Annotated in this window: 15 protein-coding genes; 9 read left to right on the forward strand and 6 right to left on the reverse strand. The window is 68.8% G+C overall.

Annotated features, from left to right (window positions below; all coding sequences use genetic code 11):
• Window positions 1-99: 99 nt before the first annotated feature.
• The 5 genes from ABN273_RS14660 (at window position 100) to ABN273_RS14680 (ending at window position 3,547) form a co-directional block, all read left to right on the forward strand.
• Complete coding sequence (locus ABN273_RS14660) at window positions 100-855, forward strand: SDR family oxidoreductase (protein ID WP_349449307.1); 756 nt, start codon at window positions 100-102, stop codon at window positions 853-855.
• Between the two features lie 80 nt (window positions 856-935).
• Window positions 936-1,166, forward strand: coding sequence for a hypothetical protein (locus ABN273_RS14665; RefSeq protein WP_349449308.1), 231 nt, complete (start codon window positions 936-938; stop codon window positions 1,164-1,166).
• The gene (locus ABN273_RS14670) at window positions 1,156-2,901 is read left to right on the forward strand and encodes a ferritin-like domain-containing protein (RefSeq protein ID WP_349449309.1); all 1,746 of its coding nucleotides are present in this window, start codon (window positions 1,156-1,158) and stop codon (window positions 2,899-2,901) included. Before ABN273_RS14665 ends, ABN273_RS14670 begins: the two co-directional genes overlap by 11 nt.
• A gap of 128 nt (window positions 2,902-3,029) precedes the next feature.
• Window positions 3,030-3,320 (forward strand): hypothetical protein, encoded by a 291-nt coding sequence (locus ABN273_RS14675; RefSeq protein ID WP_349449310.1) that lies wholly within the window; start codon window positions 3,030-3,032, stop codon window positions 3,318-3,320.
• A gap of 44 nt (window positions 3,321-3,364) precedes the next feature.
• Window positions 3,365-3,547, forward strand: coding sequence for a hypothetical protein (locus ABN273_RS14680; RefSeq protein ID WP_349449311.1), 183 nt, complete (start codon window positions 3,365-3,367; stop codon window positions 3,545-3,547).
• Window positions 3,548-3,645: 98 nt separating this feature from the next.
• Here ABN273_RS14680 and ABN273_RS14685 read toward each other — a convergent pair whose 3' ends face one another.
• The 3 genes from ABN273_RS14685 to ABN273_RS14695 form a co-directional block, all read right to left on the reverse strand.
• A complete protein-coding gene (locus ABN273_RS14685; RefSeq protein ID WP_349449312.1) occupies window positions 3,646-5,175 on the reverse strand; it encodes an FAD-dependent monooxygenase in 1,530 nt (509 codons plus the stop codon).
• A 191-nt stretch (window positions 5,176-5,366) separates the two neighbouring features.
• Window positions 5,367-5,777: a hypothetical protein gene (locus tag ABN273_RS14690; RefSeq protein ID WP_349449313.1), complete on the reverse strand. Its 411-nt coding sequence runs from the start codon at window positions 5,775-5,777 to the stop codon at window positions 5,367-5,369.
• Between the two features lie 80 nt (window positions 5,778-5,857).
• The gene (locus ABN273_RS14695; protein ID WP_502911023.1) at window positions 5,858-7,087 is read right to left on the reverse strand and encodes a serine hydrolase domain-containing protein; all 1,230 of its coding nucleotides are present in this window, start codon (window positions 7,085-7,087) and stop codon (window positions 5,858-5,860) included.
• Window positions 7,088-7,279: 192 nt separating this feature from the next.
• Between ABN273_RS14695 and ABN273_RS14700 the strand changes: the two genes are divergently transcribed.
• Window positions 7,280-7,420 carry a hypothetical protein gene (locus ABN273_RS14700; RefSeq protein ID WP_349449315.1) on the forward strand — a complete coding sequence of 47 codons (141 nt, stop codon included), beginning with the start codon at window positions 7,280-7,282 and terminating at the stop codon, window positions 7,418-7,420.
• Complete coding sequence (locus ABN273_RS14705; protein WP_349449316.1) at window positions 7,369-8,151, forward strand: serine/threonine-protein kinase; 783 nt, start codon at window positions 7,369-7,371, stop codon at window positions 8,149-8,151. Before ABN273_RS14700 ends, ABN273_RS14705 begins: the two co-directional genes overlap by 52 nt.
• Window positions 8,152-8,409: 258 nt before the next feature.
• On the opposite strand, the gene ABN273_RS14710 is transcribed toward ABN273_RS14705, so the two are convergent.
• Entirely contained in the window at window positions 8,410-11,877 is a 3,468-nt protein-coding gene (locus ABN273_RS14710; protein ID WP_349449317.1) for a tetratricopeptide repeat protein, read from the reverse strand.
• 94 nt (window positions 11,878-11,971) lie between these two features.
• Window positions 11,972-13,258, reverse strand: coding sequence for a serine hydrolase domain-containing protein (locus ABN273_RS14715; RefSeq protein WP_349449318.1), 1,287 nt, complete (start codon window positions 13,256-13,258; stop codon window positions 11,972-11,974).
• 87 nt (window positions 13,259-13,345) lie between these two features.
• On the opposite strand from ABN273_RS14715, the gene ABN273_RS14720 reads away from it, so the two are divergent.
• Window positions 13,346-13,885 carry a PadR family transcriptional regulator gene (locus tag ABN273_RS14720; protein ID WP_349449319.1) on the forward strand — a complete coding sequence of 180 codons (540 nt, stop codon included), beginning with the start codon at window positions 13,346-13,348 and terminating at the stop codon, window positions 13,883-13,885.
• An 86-nt stretch (window positions 13,886-13,971) separates the two neighbouring features.
• Here ABN273_RS14720 and ABN273_RS14725 read toward each other — a convergent pair whose 3' ends face one another.
• Window positions 13,972-14,763 (reverse strand): phytanoyl-CoA dioxygenase family protein, encoded by a 792-nt coding sequence (locus ABN273_RS14725; RefSeq protein WP_349449320.1) that lies wholly within the window; start codon window positions 14,761-14,763, stop codon window positions 13,972-13,974.
• A 101-nt stretch (window positions 14,764-14,864) separates the two neighbouring features.
• On the opposite strand from ABN273_RS14725, the gene ABN273_RS14730 reads away from it, so the two are divergent.
• Window positions 14,865-15,779 carry a helix-turn-helix domain-containing protein gene (locus ABN273_RS14730; RefSeq protein ID WP_349449321.1) on the forward strand — a complete coding sequence of 305 codons (915 nt, stop codon included), beginning with the start codon at window positions 14,865-14,867 and terminating at the stop codon, window positions 15,777-15,779.
• Window positions 15,780-16,186 lie beyond the last annotated feature (407 nt).

Raw genomic sequence — 16,186 nt, forward strand, 5'->3', positions numbered from 1 at the left:
AAAGAATTTCGCGGCAGCTGTCACAAGTTCGGGCGCTGCCCGGTCTTAGCTGGCGATCGGTTGGCACATGGGTGCCCCGGCAGACAGAAAGGGTTCGCCATGAAGATCGTGGTAATCGGCGGGACCGGCCTGATCGGGTCGAAGCTGGTGGCGAAGCTGGGTGAGCACGGTCACGAGGCGGTGGCGGCGGCCCCGAACACCGGCGTGAACACGATCACCGGGGAAGGGCTGGCCGAGGTGCTGGCGGGCGCGCAGGTGGTTGTCGACGTGTCGAACTCGCCGTCCTGGGAGGAGACCGCCGTACGGGAGTTCTTCGAGACCTCCACCCGCAACCTGCTCGCCGCGGAGGCCGCGGCCGGTGTCGGCCACCACGTCGCGCTGTCGATCGTGGGTACGGAGCGGCCGCCCGGGAACGCCTACTTCCGGGCGAAGGTCGCTCAGGAGCAGCTGATCGAGAAGTCGTCGATCCCGTTCTCGATCGTGCACGCCACTCAGTTCTTCGAGTTCGTCCGGGGCATTGCCGACAATGCCACGGACGGCAACACGGTGCGGATGCCGCCCGTGCTCTTCCAGCCCATAGCGGGCGACGACGTCGCGCAGGCGGTCGGCAGGGTCGCGGTGGGGACCCCGTTGAACGGCATGGTCGAGGTGGGCGGGCCCGAGCAGGTCAGGATGGACGAGTTCTTCCGCGACGCGCTGGCCGCCTGGGGCGACCCGCGCGAGGTGGTCACCGACCCGCACGCGCTCTACTTCGGCGGCGAGCTGCTCGAGCGGTCGCTGGTGCCGGACGACGGCGCCACCCTCGGCCAGATCCGCTACCGCGACTGGCTCGGCCGGAACGCCGCCGCGAAGTAACACGTCCTCATCGAAGGTGCCCAGACGAGCCGCGATCGACGGCCCGCCGCACATCCGCTCAAGCCACGCATGGAGGAAAGATGAGCTCCCCGAACGGCGAGGACGACTTCCTGTACGAGCTCAAGGCCGAGGTCGAGATCGAACTGACCGTGGCCGAGGCGAGCCGACCGCAGGAGGAGATCGACCTGCCGGTCACCGACTGGCTGTTCGACCCGACGGACGTCGAGCGCGAGGAAATCGGCCTGCGTGGCCTGATCGACGCGGTCGAGGTGCTGGAGGAGGACTCAGGGCCGGGCAATCATGCCGCGTGAGACGCGGATCGACACGCTCGACAGCCTCCGCGAGCACCTGCAGTGGGCGATCGAGCTGGAACACGCGACCTTGCCGCCGTACCTGTGCGCGCTGTACTCGCTGGACCCGGCGCGCAACCCCGAAGCCGTCGAAGTGGTGGGCAGCGTCTTCGCCGAGGAGATGCTGCACCTGGCGCTGGCCGCGAACCTGCTCAACGCCGTCGGCGGCAGCCCGCGACTGGACACGCCGCGGATGCTCCCGCCGCACCCCCGGCGGTTGCCCCACGGCGACCGCTCCCTGGAACTGTCGCTGGTGCCCTTCGGGCCGGAAGCGCTGGAGATGTTCCTGCGGATCGAGCAGCCGGCGCCGCCCGGCGCCCCTGCGGAGGGCGACGAATACGAGACGATCGGGCAGTTCTACGCCGCGATCGAACAGGGCCTGCGCCACCTGTGTGCCCAGCACGGCGAGCAGGCGGTTTTCTGCGGTGATCCGGCCCGCCAGGTGAACGCCGGCCACTTCCGGCACACCGCCGGACGGCTGATCGCGGTCCACGACCTGGACTCCGCGCTGGCGGCCCTGGAGGAGATCGTCGAGCAGGGCGAGGGCACCGCACGCGGCGAAGTCTGGGACGGCGACCAGGACGTCTTCCACCCCGAACGGGACGAGGTCGCACACTACTACCGCTTCCAGGAGCTCAAGATCGGCCGGCGCTACCGGCGCGGCGACACCCCGCAGTCCGGACCCACCGGCGACGCCATCTCCGTGGACCCGGCCGGCGTACGTCCGATGAGGCGAAACCCGCGCCTGTCCGACCACGCTCCGGGCAGCGCGATCCGCACCGCCCAGGAAGAGTTCAACCACACCTACTGCGCCGTCCTGCATCTGCTGGAGCAGGCGTTCAACGGCAGCCCGAAGCTGCTCGGGGTCGCCACCGGCACCATGTACGCGCTCAAGGCCCAAGCCCAGGCCCTCATGGCGATGCCCGACCGCGACGGCACCACGGCCGGCCCCACGTTCGAATACGCCGCACCCGAACTGCGCCGGTGGAGCGTCGGCGACCGGCAGCGGATCGTCGTCCTGCGCAACGGCCCGTACATCGTGTACGGCGGCGTCCCGCTCCGGCGCAAACGCAAGATCGTATCCTCGGAGAAAAACGCGCTGACCTGGAAAACCGGCGACGCCCTGGAGACCGAGGACACCTACGCGCTCTGCCGCTGCGGCCACTCGGGCGCCAAGCCGTTCTGCGACGGGACCCACGCCCTGATCGGGTTCGACGGCACGGAGAGCCCGGTCATGCGTCCGTACAAGGAACTGCAGCACGTGCACGACGGCGTGGGCATCTCGGCCCAACGGGTGGGGGAGCTGTGCATCCACGCCGCCTTCTGCATCGGCCGCACCAGGCCGATCGCCGAGATGCTCGCCGACACCGGCGACAGCGACGTGCGCTCCAACGTCATGGGCCGCATCGACCACTGCCCCTCCGGCTCCTACAGCTACGCACTCCAACGCGGCGGCGACACGATCGAGCCCGACCTCCCGCAGGCCATCTCGGTCCTGGAAGAAGAGGGTGAACTGGCCAGCGCTCTGTGGGTCACCGGCGGAGTGCCGGTGCTGCGGGCGGACGGCGGGCAACTGGAGACCCGCAACCGGATGACGTTGTGCCGCTGCGGCCACTCCGGCAACAAACCGCTGTGCGACGGGACCCACCGGGAGATCGGCTTCCGCGAGGAAACACCGGTCGAAGGGACACCATGAGCGGACACAGTCACAACAGGACGGGCTGTCCTGTCATAGCTGCCGACACCGAAAGACTCCACAGTCTGTGAACAGGAGAAGCTACGCCGTTCCCTGGCGTACTCTCCCGGCTGCGAGGGCGGCAGGATATGACCGAAGTGGGCGCCGAGTCGCTGGCGGAGATGCTCGACGATGAGGAACGCGCCGCGATCGAGGTGCCGCGCGCCTGGCTGACGCGGGTCGCCGGAAGCATCTGCCTGGAGCTGCTCGCCTCCGCCGCCCCGATCCACGCACCCGGCGACACATCCCAACCCGGCACGACCACAGCGCCCCTCCTCAGCGGCACATCCCAACCCGGCACGGCCGCGGCGCTGCAGGCGGTCCTGGCCACGGACGCGATAGTCGTGAGCGACGGCGGCGGCAAACTGCGGCCCCCGTAAACCCGACCTACGGCGCGGACGCGGTGGCCCGGTTCGTCACAGCCTTGCTGGCCGGCCAACCCGGCGCCGACGTGGCCCCCGGCTCCGTGAACGGCCGGACAGGTCTGGTGCTGCGCCGGGCGGGCATGGCCGTGGCGGTGGTCAGCGTGAGCGTCGCCGGAGCCCAGGTCACCGCCCTATGGATCGTGCTGAACCCGGACAAATTGCAGCACTGGCACCGCCGATGACCAATCGGCCGTCCTGGCCCGGATCGGAATGATCGCGAGCCGGGCCAGGCGGCCTCTCATTCAGTCGCATGCATCAGCGTGGCGATCTGGTCGTCGTTTCAGGGTGTGCCGAACCAGCCGGAGAGTGCTTCTCGCAGCGCGGGCGCGGCGGTGTCGGCGGGTTCGTCGATGGTCGCGGCCCAGGCGATGTGGGCGTCCGGGCGGATCAGCAGGGCGTCGGCAGGACGGTCATCGGTCTTGGCGGTGTGGACGTCGACGCGATCCTGCCAGTCGCGGGCGGCCTGGCGGAGGTCTTGGCGGTCGGCGAGGTCGAGGAGGACGGGCCGGGCGCTGTGCATGAGCTCCGCAACGCTGGTCATGCCCTGGTCGGTGTGCAGGGTGAGGTCAGGGGCGAAGGTGCCGGCCAGCGGGTGGTGGCTGGAGCCGGGCATCGGGTAGCGGATGTCGGTGCCGGCGACAAGCGCTCCCATGCGGCGCAGCGGCTGTTCGTCGGTGAGCAGTTCCTGGAAGACTTCCCGGAGCGCTTCGGCGGCCGGGTCGTGCCCGCGCCGCAGTGCCACCTGGGCGCGGGTGTGCAGCATGGTGCGGGCGCCGGCGAGGTGGCGTTCGTCGTGGTAGGTGTCCAGCAGGCCGGCCGGCGCCCAGCCGTGGATGTCGGCGGCCAGCTTCCAGGCCAGGTTGACCGCATCCAGCATGCCGGCATTGATTGCCACACCGGTGGCGGGGAACAGATGAGCCGCATCGCCGGCCAGCAGGATCCGCCTGTCACGGTAGCGCTCGGCTTGGCGGGCCTTGAAGGTGAACCGCGACAGCCGGATCGGTTCTCCCACGGGCAGCGTCACACCGAGCACGCGACGGACGCTGTCCTGGAGTTCGGACAGGGTCATCGGTGTGTCGTCGTCGTATTCGGTGCTCTCGTCTTCGATGGTGTAGAGCGAGACGACGTTGGAGTCGGGCGATGAGCCGACGCCAAAGAGACCATGGTCGGTCCGGGTGAAACCCGCGCGGATCGTGCCGAAGCCCTGGCCGTCGAGATCGCCGTTGCCGAGCACGGTCACCGTGTCGGGCAAGGTGACCTGGGCCAGCCGGTTGACCTCCGGATAAGTGGTGCCGGGGAACGGAATACCGGCCCGGTCACGGACCCGGCTGCGCGCGCCGTCGCATCCCACGAGGTAGCGGGCGGTCACCTGGTACGGCCCGTCCGGGCCCCGCACGTCCACGGTCACCGCGGCATCGTCCTGGCTCACCTCGACCACCTGGTGTCCGCGGCGGATGTCGATGCCGAGTTCGCCGGCGCGTTCGTCGAGCAGCCGCTCGAGCAGTTGTTGCGGGAGCGGCAGGGCGTGCATCGGGGGATCGGCCAGCTGGGTGAAGTCCAGATGCACACCGCCGAACGGGAATCGGGGCGCCGGGACCGGGCCGGTGCAGGCTGCCTCGAATCGTTCCAGCAAGCCTCGGTAGCGCAGCAGCTCCAGGATCTGCCCGCCGAGACCACCGGCCTTGGGGGTGTCCCGGCGCTGCGGCTGCCGCTCCAGTACGAGCGGCCGCACTCCGGCCAGACTCAGTTCGTTCGCCAGCATCAGGCCGGTCGGACCGGCGCCCACAATGATCACGTCGGCGTTCGTCATCGGCCACTTCCCTCACGGTCTGTCCTTATCAGCACCACATGCATCTCGTTACTCCTGGTTCTGTAGTTCTGGCCTTGGCTGAGGATGCCAGGGCCAGCGAGTCGGCGTGACCGTCCTGGCAGGGCTCAACCCCTCCCTGACCCGGCACGCCGCCGCGTCCCGGGGTCCGGAGAGGACCCCGGGACATTGCATCAGGCGGCGTCGAGGGCTGCGGTGATCTTGCGGGCCATGTCCGCCACGGTGGGGTCGCTGGGCTGGCCCTGGTGGGTCCGGGCGGCTGCTTCGATGGCGACGAGGACGGTGCTGCGGAAGTTGTCGGCCTCTGCCGGATCCTGCCTGTTGAGCAGGCTCATGGCCGCCGTCAGGGCCGGCAGCACGCGGTCGGCGAGTTCGGCCACGGACTTGCCGTTCAGGTTCATGCCCGTCTTCTTCTCGGCGAGCACGTGCCCGACCAGGCCGGTGGCGGAGGCCAGGGCGATGGAGCCTTCGGTGGCGACCTTGTGGGGCGAACCGGCGGCACCAGCGGCGGCCAGCAGCGAGACGGCGCCGTAGGCGGCGGTCCGCAGGGTGATCTTGTCCTGGTCGGTGAGGGTGATGGACATGGCGGTGGAGTCCTTTACAGCTGTTCTGGAAGTCACGTGAGCGGAGGGCTGAAGGCTGATCTGCGGGGCGGGGTTCGGCGTCAGTTGTCGATCGCCTGGTAGAGGGTGGTCCAGAAGTCGTGCATCAGCCGTATCGGATCCGGGACGGTCGCTCCGACCTGGGTGAGCAGGATGCCGGTGAGCTGGTTTTCCGGGTCGGCGTAGGTCGAGGTGCCGCTTCCGCCGTCCCAGCCGAACTGGCCGATGGGCGCGTAGTCGCCGCGGTAGGTGCGCACCGCCATCCCGAAGCCCCAGCCGCCGTGCTGTCCTTGGCCGTGCGAGATGTGGACGTTGTTGACGGCCATGGCGTGTCGGGCGGCTTGCTGTTCGGGGGTGAGGCGGTTGGTGGTCATCAGCTCGACGGCGGGCCGGGACAAGATCCGCTGGTTCTCGTGCATTCCGCCATTGAGCAGCATCCGGAAGTAGGCGTGGTAGTCGTCGGCGGTGGAGACCAGCCCGCCGCCGCCGCCCTGGAACGCCGGAGGCTGGCTCCACCGTCCCTGCTCGGCCTCGTCCCACACGAGGAACTCGCCGGTCTGCGGGTCGGGGGCATACAGGGTCGGCAGCCGGTCGATCTGGTCGGCGGGCACGTGGAAAGCGGTGTCCTTCATCCCCAAGGGGTCGAAGATGCGCTCACGCAGGAACGTCTCGAACGACTGGCCCGTGACCCTGGCCACCAGCACGCTGAGCACATCGTGGCTGATCTGGTACTGCCAGCGCTCGCCGGGCTGGTACATCAGCGGAAGCGCGCCCAGACGGCGCATCCACTCATCCGGCCCGGGCATCGGCTCCGGCATATTGGGCGTGAGCCCCTGCTCGAAGACCGCGTTCATGATCGGAGTGCCCAGCGACGTCATGTCCATGCCGAGCCCGAACGTGGAGGTCAGCAGGTCCCGTACGGTGATCGGCCGCTGCGCCGGCACGGTGTCGTCCAGCGGGCTGTCGATCCGCTTCAGCACCTGACGGTCGGCGAGCTCCGGCAGCCACGCCTCCACCGGGTCATCCAGCCGCAGCCGGCACTCATCGAGCAGGACCATCGCCGCCGCCATCGCGACCGGCTTGGACGTGGAGGCCATCCGGAAGATCGTGTCCCGGCGCATCGGCGCGCCACCGTCATGGCGCATCGTCCCGATCGCTTCGACGTGCGTCTCCTCGCCCCGGCTGACCAGGGCGACAAGCCCGGGGATCTTCCCGGACTCGACAGTCCGTGCCAGCACGTCATGCAGTCTGCGCAGCCCTGCTGCGGAGAAGCCGCTGTTGTTCTGTCCCATCATGAATCTCCTTGCGTACAGTGTTCGAGCTGCGAGACCAGCCCCGAGGCCGCGACCGCTGAACCGGTCATGGCGTCCACCATCGCCGACCGCGCTGATATCGGGCCGTCACCGTCCTGACGCCGCCGCTGACAGACAGCGGGAAGGTAGCCAGCCGGGCATGACCCCGTGGCCGCGTAGTGCAGACAGTCGATGGAAGTGGTGCTCGGCCTCGGGCACGAGGAGCAGCTCGGCCTGGGCGCGGGCAAGCTGGGCGACCACCTCCGTGCCCCCGCGCCGGCATGGGCCACGTGTTCCTGGGGACCACCCTGGGTGGCCGCCGGGTCGCCGTGAAAGTCATCCGGCCGGACTTGACTCAGGATCCGCAGTTCAAAGCCCGGTTCGCCCGGGAGATCGAGGCCGCCCGCAAGGTCAACAGCTTCTACACCGCACCCGTTGTGGACGCCGACCCACCATGGATGGTCACCGCGTACATACCTGGGCCGTCCCTGCACAGCCATGTCGCCGACCACGGACCGCTCCCCGAGAACGCTCTGCGCAGGCTCGGCGCAGGTTTGGCCGAAGGACTCCTGTCTGTACATGCAGCCGGACTGGTTCATCGGGATCTCAAGCCCGCTAATGTGATCATGGTTGAGGACGGGCCCCGCATCATCGACTTCGGCATCGCCCGCGCAGTTGACGCCTCCGCTCTCACCGCTCATGGCACGATCATGGGCACTTTCACCTACATGTCGCCCGAGCAGGTGCGCGGCGAACTCGCAGGTCCGAAAAGCGACGTGTTCTCACTCGCTTGCGTGCTGGCGTTCGCCGCGACCGGCCACAGCCGGTTCGAGGCTCCCACCCTGCCTGCCATCGTGCATCGGGTGCTCAACACGGAACCAGACCTGACCGGCGTGCCGCCCTCCGTCTGCGCGCTCATCGTCCATTGCCTCGCCAAGGACCAGGCCGGCCGCCCCACAGTCGCGGCGGTCCTGAACGAGCTCACGCAACCCGCACCGGCGCGCAAGGCTTCGCTACCGCCCGCGACGCGAGTGCCCTCCCCTCGGGACACGGTTTCCGAGTAACCGCTGCGCGATGCCACGTCTGGGCACCCTCACGTGCTTCCGGCTCGGAAGGTGGGGAGGCGAGCCCTTCTCGTCGGCGGGGCGACCGGTGCCGCCGCCCTCATCGCCGGCGGATGGCTGCTTCAGCGCGACAACGATCCCGGCGGCTCATACACCAGCCTCGGCGGCCAGGCCCCCAGTATGCAGTTCACGGTCTCCTCTGAGAATCTGACTCGAGGACGATCCCACCCAGCTTGCCCGACACAGGCAGGAACGGTGTCACGGCTTCGCCGGTCCCGGCTCTTTGCCCGAGTCCTCGTGCCCAGGCTTGGCTCTGGCCTCTGATGATGACTCTGCGTTCGTCGTTATCCCGACCGACGAGAGCAGCTCACGAGCCGTCTCGATCTTGTCGCGCAGGGCCGGATCGATGGCGAGGAGCAGGCAGAACACCGCCCAAGCGATGCTGATGAGCAGCGCCGACCGGTAGACGTCGCCTTCCAGTCCTATGACGGGCTTCAGCGCGGTGACCGCCAGAACGGGCAGTCCCATCACGACGACGGTCCGGCTGATCAGCAGTAGACGCTCCTTCCAGCCCCGCTGTTCGGCCGGTACCGGTGGTTCAGGGAGTTGGCGCAGGGTGGCGAGGTCTCCTGACGCGACAGCTCGTACGACGTCGCGCAGTTCCTCGCGCACCCGTTCCCTGCCCGGTCCGAGCGCCTGTTTCCGGAGCTCTCGTACAGCGCGAGCGGCTCCTCGAAGGGTTCCGTCGAGCTGGGCGTCAGGTGCCGCTCCCGCCCCTTTGAACCAGCGCGGCAGGTCGCGTTCCATCCGCTGCGCGACCTGCTCGATGCAACGGCCGATCTTGCGCCGCCCTTCCTCGTCGAGCGCGTCACAGAGCGCGTCGAGGGTGGCGCCCCTGCCGTGCACACCACGGATGCGGCTGATCCAGATGATGCTGACCAGGGAGCCCAGCTTGACGTAGCCGCCGCGGGTCACGATCGCGGCCGCTAAGCCCAGCAGAGCCACGCCTGCGACGCCCGCTCCGGTGGTGGGAAACATGCGAAGCAGCGCCGCACCCCCGATGGCGCAAGCTCCGCAGATCGATGCGCCGGTGAGGTATCCGAACGGTTTGCGGAAGAGCGTCCCGACCAGCGCGCACGCGATGATCAGCCCTGCCGCCGTCGCGGCCGTGCTCGCCGCGGGGGCGAAGGTTCCGATTACCGGCCACATGATCCACGCTCCAGCCATGCCCGCCACGGTCCTCAGGTGGAAGAGCACCCACCACCACCACGTGTCGACCCGAACCCGGCCAAGGACGTAATGTTCGGTTTCTTGCCGCGCGTCCGCGAGATCGCCGGCGGCTACCCCGTCGATCGAGTCCAGAATCCGCAGAGGGCCGTGCCAGCGCTGCATGGCTCGGGAGATGATGGTCCACTCGGTGGAGTGCAGAAGACGCCGCAGTGGCCGAATCGGGCCACCGCTGCGCCACCACGCTCGGCGCGACAAGGCCCGCTCGTCCAGCACACTGGCCGCGAGCACCGGTAGACCCAGGTGCCGGAAGTAGTCGGCGAGTCCCTGCGCCGCCTGCGGATGGCTGGCCACATTGAACAGGTCCAGCGCGGCGAAGGGCCGATCGAGTTCTTGGAGCGTGCGCGAAATGCCCAGGAACGCGTCGGGTTCGGTCTTGCGCGCCCGTTCGTAGTAGTCCAGAGCCGCCTCGGGTGCCCGCACCCAGTACTCGAGGGATGCGGCCAGCCGGATCAGCAGGTCCCCGTGCTGGTTCTCCGGAAAGGCGGCAAGAGCTTCGGCCGCCAGAGCCGGCGCATCACGTGCATCGGCGTTGCGGATCAGCCACAACCACAGATCGACATTCGCCGGATGTCCGGCCAAGCCCTGCCTGGCCACTCGCAGGCATTCCGCTTTCTGGCCGGAGTAGTAGAGGTACTCGGCCAGCGCCGCAGTCGCTTCGGCGTTGCCGGGCACCTCGTCCAGCGCCCGCTCCGCATAGCCGACCGCTCTGGTGTCCTCGTTGACGCTCGACAACCATCCGGCGACGTCGAGCAGCCCGCGTGCCCCGCCTCCAGCCAGTGCTGTCAGGCGGTTGGCGATCCGGTCGGCCTCGGCCACCCTGCCCAGCCCGTACAGCGCGTGCGCGCTCACCTCCATCGGCCGGCGGCCGGTGGGGTCGATCCGTGCGGCCTCCCTTGCGATCCGCAGCGCGTCCTCGTAACGGACCAGGCTGATCAGCTCGTCCGCGATCTGGCAGAGCAAGTCCGCGCCGTCGGGCGTGCGGGAGGCCACCGCCCTCGCTGTCTGCTCGGCGCGCCGGAAGCGACGCAGCGTGAGCAACTGGCCGACATACTCCGACTGGACCCGCAGGTCGTCAGGAGCGAGAGCGGCCGCTCGACGGGCCGCGCCGAGTGCCCGGCGGCGCCTGCCCCTTTCCTCCAGGACGCGCTGCTTCAGCAGGTAGCCGTCGGGGTCCTCCGGCCTGCGGCCGATCGCCTTCCGCAACTCGCGCGCCGCCTCCCTGTGCCGCCCTGCGTCGGTGAGGGCATCCACCAGACGTTCCGCGTGGATTCGGTCCCAGGGGGCTCGTTCGGCAGCCGCGCGCCAGTGCGTGATCGCGTCTTCGGCCCGGTCCGCCGACTCGTACAGCGAGGCGACGTCCTCGGGAGCCCATCCATCGATGAGTGCGTGAGCTTCGCCATCCCTGTGCAGCTTGAGTAAATACGTCGCCACCGATCGGCGAACGCGATCATCGACTGGGTCGATGGCCAATGCCCGTTCGGCGGCAGCCAGCGCATCGAGGTCACGTTCTCGCTCGCCATAGGAGTGGGCGAGTCTCACAAGCAGATCAGGAGTGCCGGCGACGCGATCAGCATCATCCAGGAGCCCCTGCTCGATGAGGCGCTCGACCACCTGTGGGTCGCCGGTCTGGTGTTCCCGGAGCAGCTGCCACTCCCTTTCGGCCTCGTCGAAGTGTGCGGCCTCGCGAAGGTAGTCGATGCGGGCGAGGCGGAGGCGGACGTCTTCAGGATCGTCTGCCAGCGCTCGGTCGACGAAGTCCAGCGCGACGTCAGGAAATCCGTGACCGTGGTACTCGACGGCGATGTCCGCCCGAGCGTCGTCAGGGAGGGCCTCGAATGCCTGCGCCGCTTCCGGGAGGCGCAGCAGGTCCAGGAGCAGGGCACCCCGGGCGCGGTGCAGTGCCACGTCATCAGGGGCATGCGACAGGGCGGCGTCCAGCGCGCGCAGCGCCTCGCCGCGAAGCTCGGCCTGCTCCGCCGATCGGGCCAGATCTCTCCAGAGCTCCACGCTCTCAGGGCAGCGCCGGACAGCGAGCCTGGCCAGGCGGAGCGCCTCCAGCGGGCGGCCCGCATAGCCGAGGTAGCGAATCTGATCGTGGTACGCCTCCCAGGACGAGGGATCGAAGGCGACCGCACGTCCTGCGAGCCGTGCGGCGAGCAAATCCGCGTCCTCCAGCGAGCAGATTTCGGCCACTTCCAGCAGGCGGGCAGGGAAGGGCTGCGTGACGCACTGCTCGGCGACTCGCTCAGCGGCTCTGTATCGGCCCATTTTGAGAAGGACCTTGAGCCGGAGGAGAAGGGCGTCACGATGCCTGGGGTCGGCCGCTGGAACCCCTTCGAGCAGGCGCAGGGCCACGTCATATCGGCCTGCCGCTGCTTCCGCCGCGCCCGGGATGACAGCAGAGTCGCCGGCTTCAGTCGCAAGATCAGTCGCCATACAGGCTCCTCTCGCTGGGCTCCTGTCATCCTCGAGCTCTACTCAAAAGGAGTTGTTGTCGGCGGATAGTGAGACCGGCGGGCAACAATTTACGCTATATGTGGGTCTTCGGATCCACTCGCTCGGCGGTGACGTCGCGTCCTGCCCAGTTGAGCGTCGCCGTCCCGCTCGGGTGGAAGTCCAGTTCCACTTCGCCCTTCATCCTGGCGAAGTACCGTGATTCGGACATGGGGCGCAGCTCGGTCTTGGCCAGTCCGTGGACTTCGGCCATGAGCCGGTCGCCCTCTCGGGTGATGTCCATGGTGGAGGTGCGTCCCGCGTACCGCATGGTGTAGCGGCCGACGTGCCGATCGAAGACGGCGGGATCGATGGTGACGAAGACGCGCCTGCTGGGTAGTTCGTACGGCTCGCTTCGGGCGATGGCCGCCAGGCCTCGCTCGATGTCGGTGAAGGCGGCGTTCTCGATGTTCGACAGCACGGACACGAAGAGGTCGTCGCTCTCATAGCGGGTCGAGATGCTGACGAAGCCGATGGTCCCGCCGGCGCTTTCGAAACGGCCGGGGCTCACCGCGCAGCCGTAGCCGTAGGCGGTGCCGTCGGCCTCGACGTGTGCCTTGACGAGCTGGGCGAGCGAGTCGGGGTGCAGCAGGCGGTGGCGACCGCGGTTGCCGCGGTGCAGGTCCTCGACGGTGGAGTGGAGCGCGCCCGCGGCGTCCTGGTTGGAGTTGTCGAGGTACGGGGTGGGCGTGATCCGGCCGTCGGCGGATATGTAGCCGCGGGCCTGGTCCTTGACGAGTTGCCGGCCGTCGTCCAGGCCAGTGTGGTGCATGGCGAGCGGGGTGAAGAGGTGCCGGCGTAGGTACTGGCCGTAGGTCAGGCCGGAGAGCCGCTCGATCACCTCGCCGAGCAGGACCCAGCCGGAGTTGCTGTAGCTCATGCGTTCGCCCGGCTCGAACAGCGGCGGCCGGTCCTTGAACTCGTCGATGAGCTGCCGCCTGGTGTGCGGTGCTCCCATGACGCGGGTGAAGCTCTCCGTGGTGACGTAGTCGGGGATGCCGGAGGTGTTGGTGAGCAGGTGATGCAGGGTGATCCGGTCGCCGCGCGGGTAGCCGGGCAGGTGCCGCTCGATCGGGTCGTGCACACGCAGGCTGCCCCGTTCCTGGAGTTGCAGGATCGCGATCGCGGTGAACGTCTTGGTCTGTGAGCCGATGCGGAACGCCGTGGCCGGCGTGTTGGGCACGCGGTGCTCGTGGCTGGCGAGGCCGTACCCCTTGCTGAACAGGACCCGCTCGCCGCGCGCGACCAGCACCGCGCCGCTGAACCTGCCGAGTTCTGTGTACGCGCTGACCAGCGCGTGCATCCGGCGTCGTAAGAGGATCATTGATACTCCAGTTTGTTTATTCAAGTTTGACTATCAGAGCATGGGTCGCTGATATGGTCAAGCTTGACTATCCAGCGGAGGTGTTGCGTGTCGTCGACCCGACTGCTCGTCCTGGGCCTGCTCCATGAGGGGCCGCGGCACGGCTACGAGATCAACCAGCTCGCGACCGCCGGGGCGCTGGAGCAGTGGACCGACGTGAAACCTGGCTCGATCTACCACGCGTTGGCGAAGCTGGAGCACGAAGGGCTGGCGCAGACCCATGCGGAGGAGCGCACGGGTGACCGGCTCAGGCGCGTCTACGCCATCACCGCCGAAGGGCGCCGCACGCTGCACGACCTGCTGCGCAAGACCCTGGCCGCGCCGCCCCACTCCGCCCGCTCCGACTTCGCCCTCGCATTGCGCTGGCACACCCTGCTGGAGTCAGGCGAGGCCCGTGACCTGATCGCCGCCTCCGCCCGGGAACTGGCGGCCAGGAGCACGGCCCTGGCCGCCGGTCGCGAGGCGAAGGCAGGACTGTCACCGCTGGCAGACGCCCTGTTCGACAACTCCGAGGCACATCTGGCGGCTGACGCCAAACTACTCGACGACCTCCAGCGACTACTCGACGCGCCGACAGCGCCCGGATAGCAACCACGGAGTGAGCAGGAGACGACGGTCCAGACGGCAACGTTCGGCGACAAAGTGCACCAAGACGGCTGCCCAGCGGCAGCCGTCTATGCCCAGGGGCGGGGGAAGGCGTCGCCGTCCAACCGTTTGCCCACGGTGAGTCCGAGAGGATCGGTCACGATGTGCCCGGCCCCGCTGTAGCGGGTCGCCGCGTCCATGTAGATGGTGACGTGCGCGAATCGGGCCTGGTCGGTGCGGTTGGGCAGCGCCATGTGGCCGGTGTAGCCGCTGTGGAAGGTGCAGTCGCCGGCGCGGAGCGGCACGGTGACCCGGGGGATCCAGCGCAGAGACGGATCCAGCTCGAACAGGTCTTCCTCGTGGTGGAGGTCCTGCGGGCGCAGGCCGATGCGATGCTGGGTGCCGGGCAGGAAGGTCATGCAGCCCCGCTCCGGAGGGACGTCGACCAGCGCTATCCAAGCCGACAGCGGGAGCCGGTCGCCTGCGTGCGGCCAGTACGGACGGTCCTGGTGGAACTCCGTGGCGGCGTTGTTGTGCGGCTCCTTGACCAGCATCTGGTCGTGCCAGAGCCGCAGCGAGAACCCGGCGAGTTGTTCGGCGATCCGGCCGAGTCGCCGGTCGAACGTGAGCTCTCTCAGCGTCTGGTCGCGTTGCCAGACGTTGACCAGCTGGCTGAAGACGCCCTGCTTCTCCAGGCTCTCCGCGCGGTGTGCCTCCAGGAACGCCTCGGCGCCGGCCCGGAAGCGCTCGACCTGGTCGGGCTCGAGAACGCCTCGTACCCGGACGAAACCGTATTCGCGGTACGCCGCCACAAGCTCCTCCGGCACCCGGCCGTCGGCGCCGACGTCGCTGCCGGACTGCCCGGTCGTGGTCGTTGCCATCTCTGACCTCCAAGGTTCTTGCCGTTTGGATGCTGCAAGCGTCGTCGTGGTGTGCCGCTCTGGGCTAGGCCGATCCCGGCGAGTACTCGTACGATCCCGACATGCCTGCCACGCTGCACGAGCACGCGCTGTTCGCCGGGAGCCCGGTCCTGGCAGGTGTCCACCACCCGAACCCCGACATCGAGCCGCACGCGCACGACTTCCTCGAGATCGCCGTGATCGGAACCGGTCACGGCTGGCACGTGACCAGCCAGGGCGAGCACCCGCTACGGCGCGGGCAGGTCATCGTGCTCCGCCCCGGTGCCTGGCACGGGTTCCGGGACTGCACCGACCTGACCGTCGCCAACTGCTGCCTGTCCGCCCAGGCGCTACGGTCCGAACTGGCGGCCCTGTACGACATCCCGATGCTCCGCCGGATGTTGTGGACCGATCCGGTGGCATCCGGCACGCACGGCGTGGCGCTCACGACCGTCGATCCGGCGGCCGCCGAAGCGGCCATCGCGGAGATCGGACTGCTCGAACGGGACCTCGGAGCCGATCAGCGCCGACCGGGCCGGGTGCTGGGCCGGCTGATCACCGTGCTCGGCGTCCTGTCCGACGGCCGCGACCCCGAACGGCAGACGCTCGAGTCCACCATCCACCCCGCAGTCGCCGCCACCATCGCCCGGCTCGAGGCCGCGCCTGCCCATCCGTGGCGGCTGGATGACCTCGCCCAAGCGGTCAACCTGGACCCCGCCTATCTCGGCCGGCTGTTCAGGCAATACGTCGGGTTGACGCCCCTGGGCTTCCTGGCCCGGCTGCGGGCCGAGCGCGCCGCCACGTTACTGGCGCACTCGACCCTGCCGGCTGCCCGGGTCGGCGCCGCCGTCGGCTGGGACGACCCGACGTACTTCGCCCGCCGCTTCCGGACACTGGTCGGGCTGACACCCACCGAGTACCGGCGACGTACCCGATCAGCCGCCCATACTCGGCTCAGCGCCCCGGCCGAGGCGACGAACGAGCGGAAGAGACCCTGACTCGGTCGGCCCGCTCGCGGAGGGCTCGCCACGACGCCGAGGTGTTGAAGGTGGTGCGGGCGGCTCTCCGGCGCGAGTGCTGAGCACCTCCTGGCAGCCTCGGGAGGGTGACAGCCGCTTGCGTCGAAACGACGACACCGCATTTAAGAGCACCCGTAAGTCGTATTACGGTCACTGTGTCATGAGTGGACAACTCGGCTTTTTCGCCTCCGGCTGGCTGGTTGCGCGGATCTTCGTCAAGCCACCCCGCGGTGGCCTTTTATGGTGTGGTGGCTAGAGTGTCAGGTGCCGGCGCACCTCATCGGCGGGAAAGGGGGCGAAACGGCTGCGACCGCTGGAAGAGTCACCGAAATCCCAAAGGGTTCAGCTTATTTGAGGGCAGGTGCAATGCTTGGTCGGCCTGAGCG

Source organism: Nonomuraea sp. B19D2 (assembly GCF_040137845.1).
GTDB lineage: Bacteria > Actinomycetota > Actinomycetes > Streptosporangiales > Streptosporangiaceae > Nonomuraea.

Excerpts from the sequence above, each read along its gene's own strand:
- ABN273_RS14685 (WP_349449312.1), bottom strand. The coding sequence starts at position 5,175 with ATGACGAACGCCGACGTGATCATTGTGGGCGCCGGTCCGACCGGCCTG.
- ABN273_RS14730 (WP_349449321.1), top strand. The coding sequence starts at position 14,865 with ATGCCTGCCACGCTGCACGAGCACGCGCTGTTCGCCGGGAGCCCGGTC.
- ABN273_RS14670 (WP_349449309.1), top strand. The coding sequence starts at position 1,156 with ATGCCGCGTGAGACGCGGATCGACACGCTCGACAGCCTCCGCGAGCAC.
- ABN273_RS14660 (WP_349449307.1), top strand. The coding sequence starts at position 100 with ATGAAGATCGTGGTAATCGGCGGGACCGGCCTGATCGGGTCGAAGCTG.
- ABN273_RS14675 (WP_349449310.1), top strand. The coding sequence starts at position 3,030 with ATGACCGAAGTGGGCGCCGAGTCGCTGGCGGAGATGCTCGACGATGAG.
- ABN273_RS14725 (WP_349449320.1), bottom strand. The coding sequence starts at position 14,763 with ATGGCAACGACCACGACCGGGCAGTCCGGCAGCGACGTCGGCGCCGAC.
- ABN273_RS14665 (WP_349449308.1), top strand. The coding sequence starts at position 936 with ATGAGCTCCCCGAACGGCGAGGACGACTTCCTGTACGAGCTCAAGGCC.
- ABN273_RS14715 (WP_349449318.1), bottom strand. The coding sequence starts at position 13,258 with ATGATCCTCTTACGACGCCGGATGCACGCGCTGGTCAGCGCGTACACA.
- ABN273_RS14695 (WP_502911023.1), bottom strand. The coding sequence starts at position 7,087 with ATGGGACAGAACAACAGCGGCTTCTCCGCAGCAGGGCTGCGCAGACTG.
- ABN273_RS14710 (WP_349449317.1), bottom strand. The coding sequence starts at position 11,877 with ATGGCGACTGATCTTGCGACTGAAGCCGGCGACTCTGCTGTCATCCCG.
- ABN273_RS14690 (WP_349449313.1), bottom strand. The coding sequence starts at position 5,777 with ATGTCCATCACCCTCACCGACCAGGACAAGATCACCCTGCGGACCGCC.
- ABN273_RS14705 (WP_349449316.1), top strand. The coding sequence starts at position 7,369 with ATGGGCCACGTGTTCCTGGGGACCACCCTGGGTGGCCGCCGGGTCGCC.
- ABN273_RS14700 (WP_349449315.1), top strand. The coding sequence starts at position 7,280 with ATGGAAGTGGTGCTCGGCCTCGGGCACGAGGAGCAGCTCGGCCTGGGC.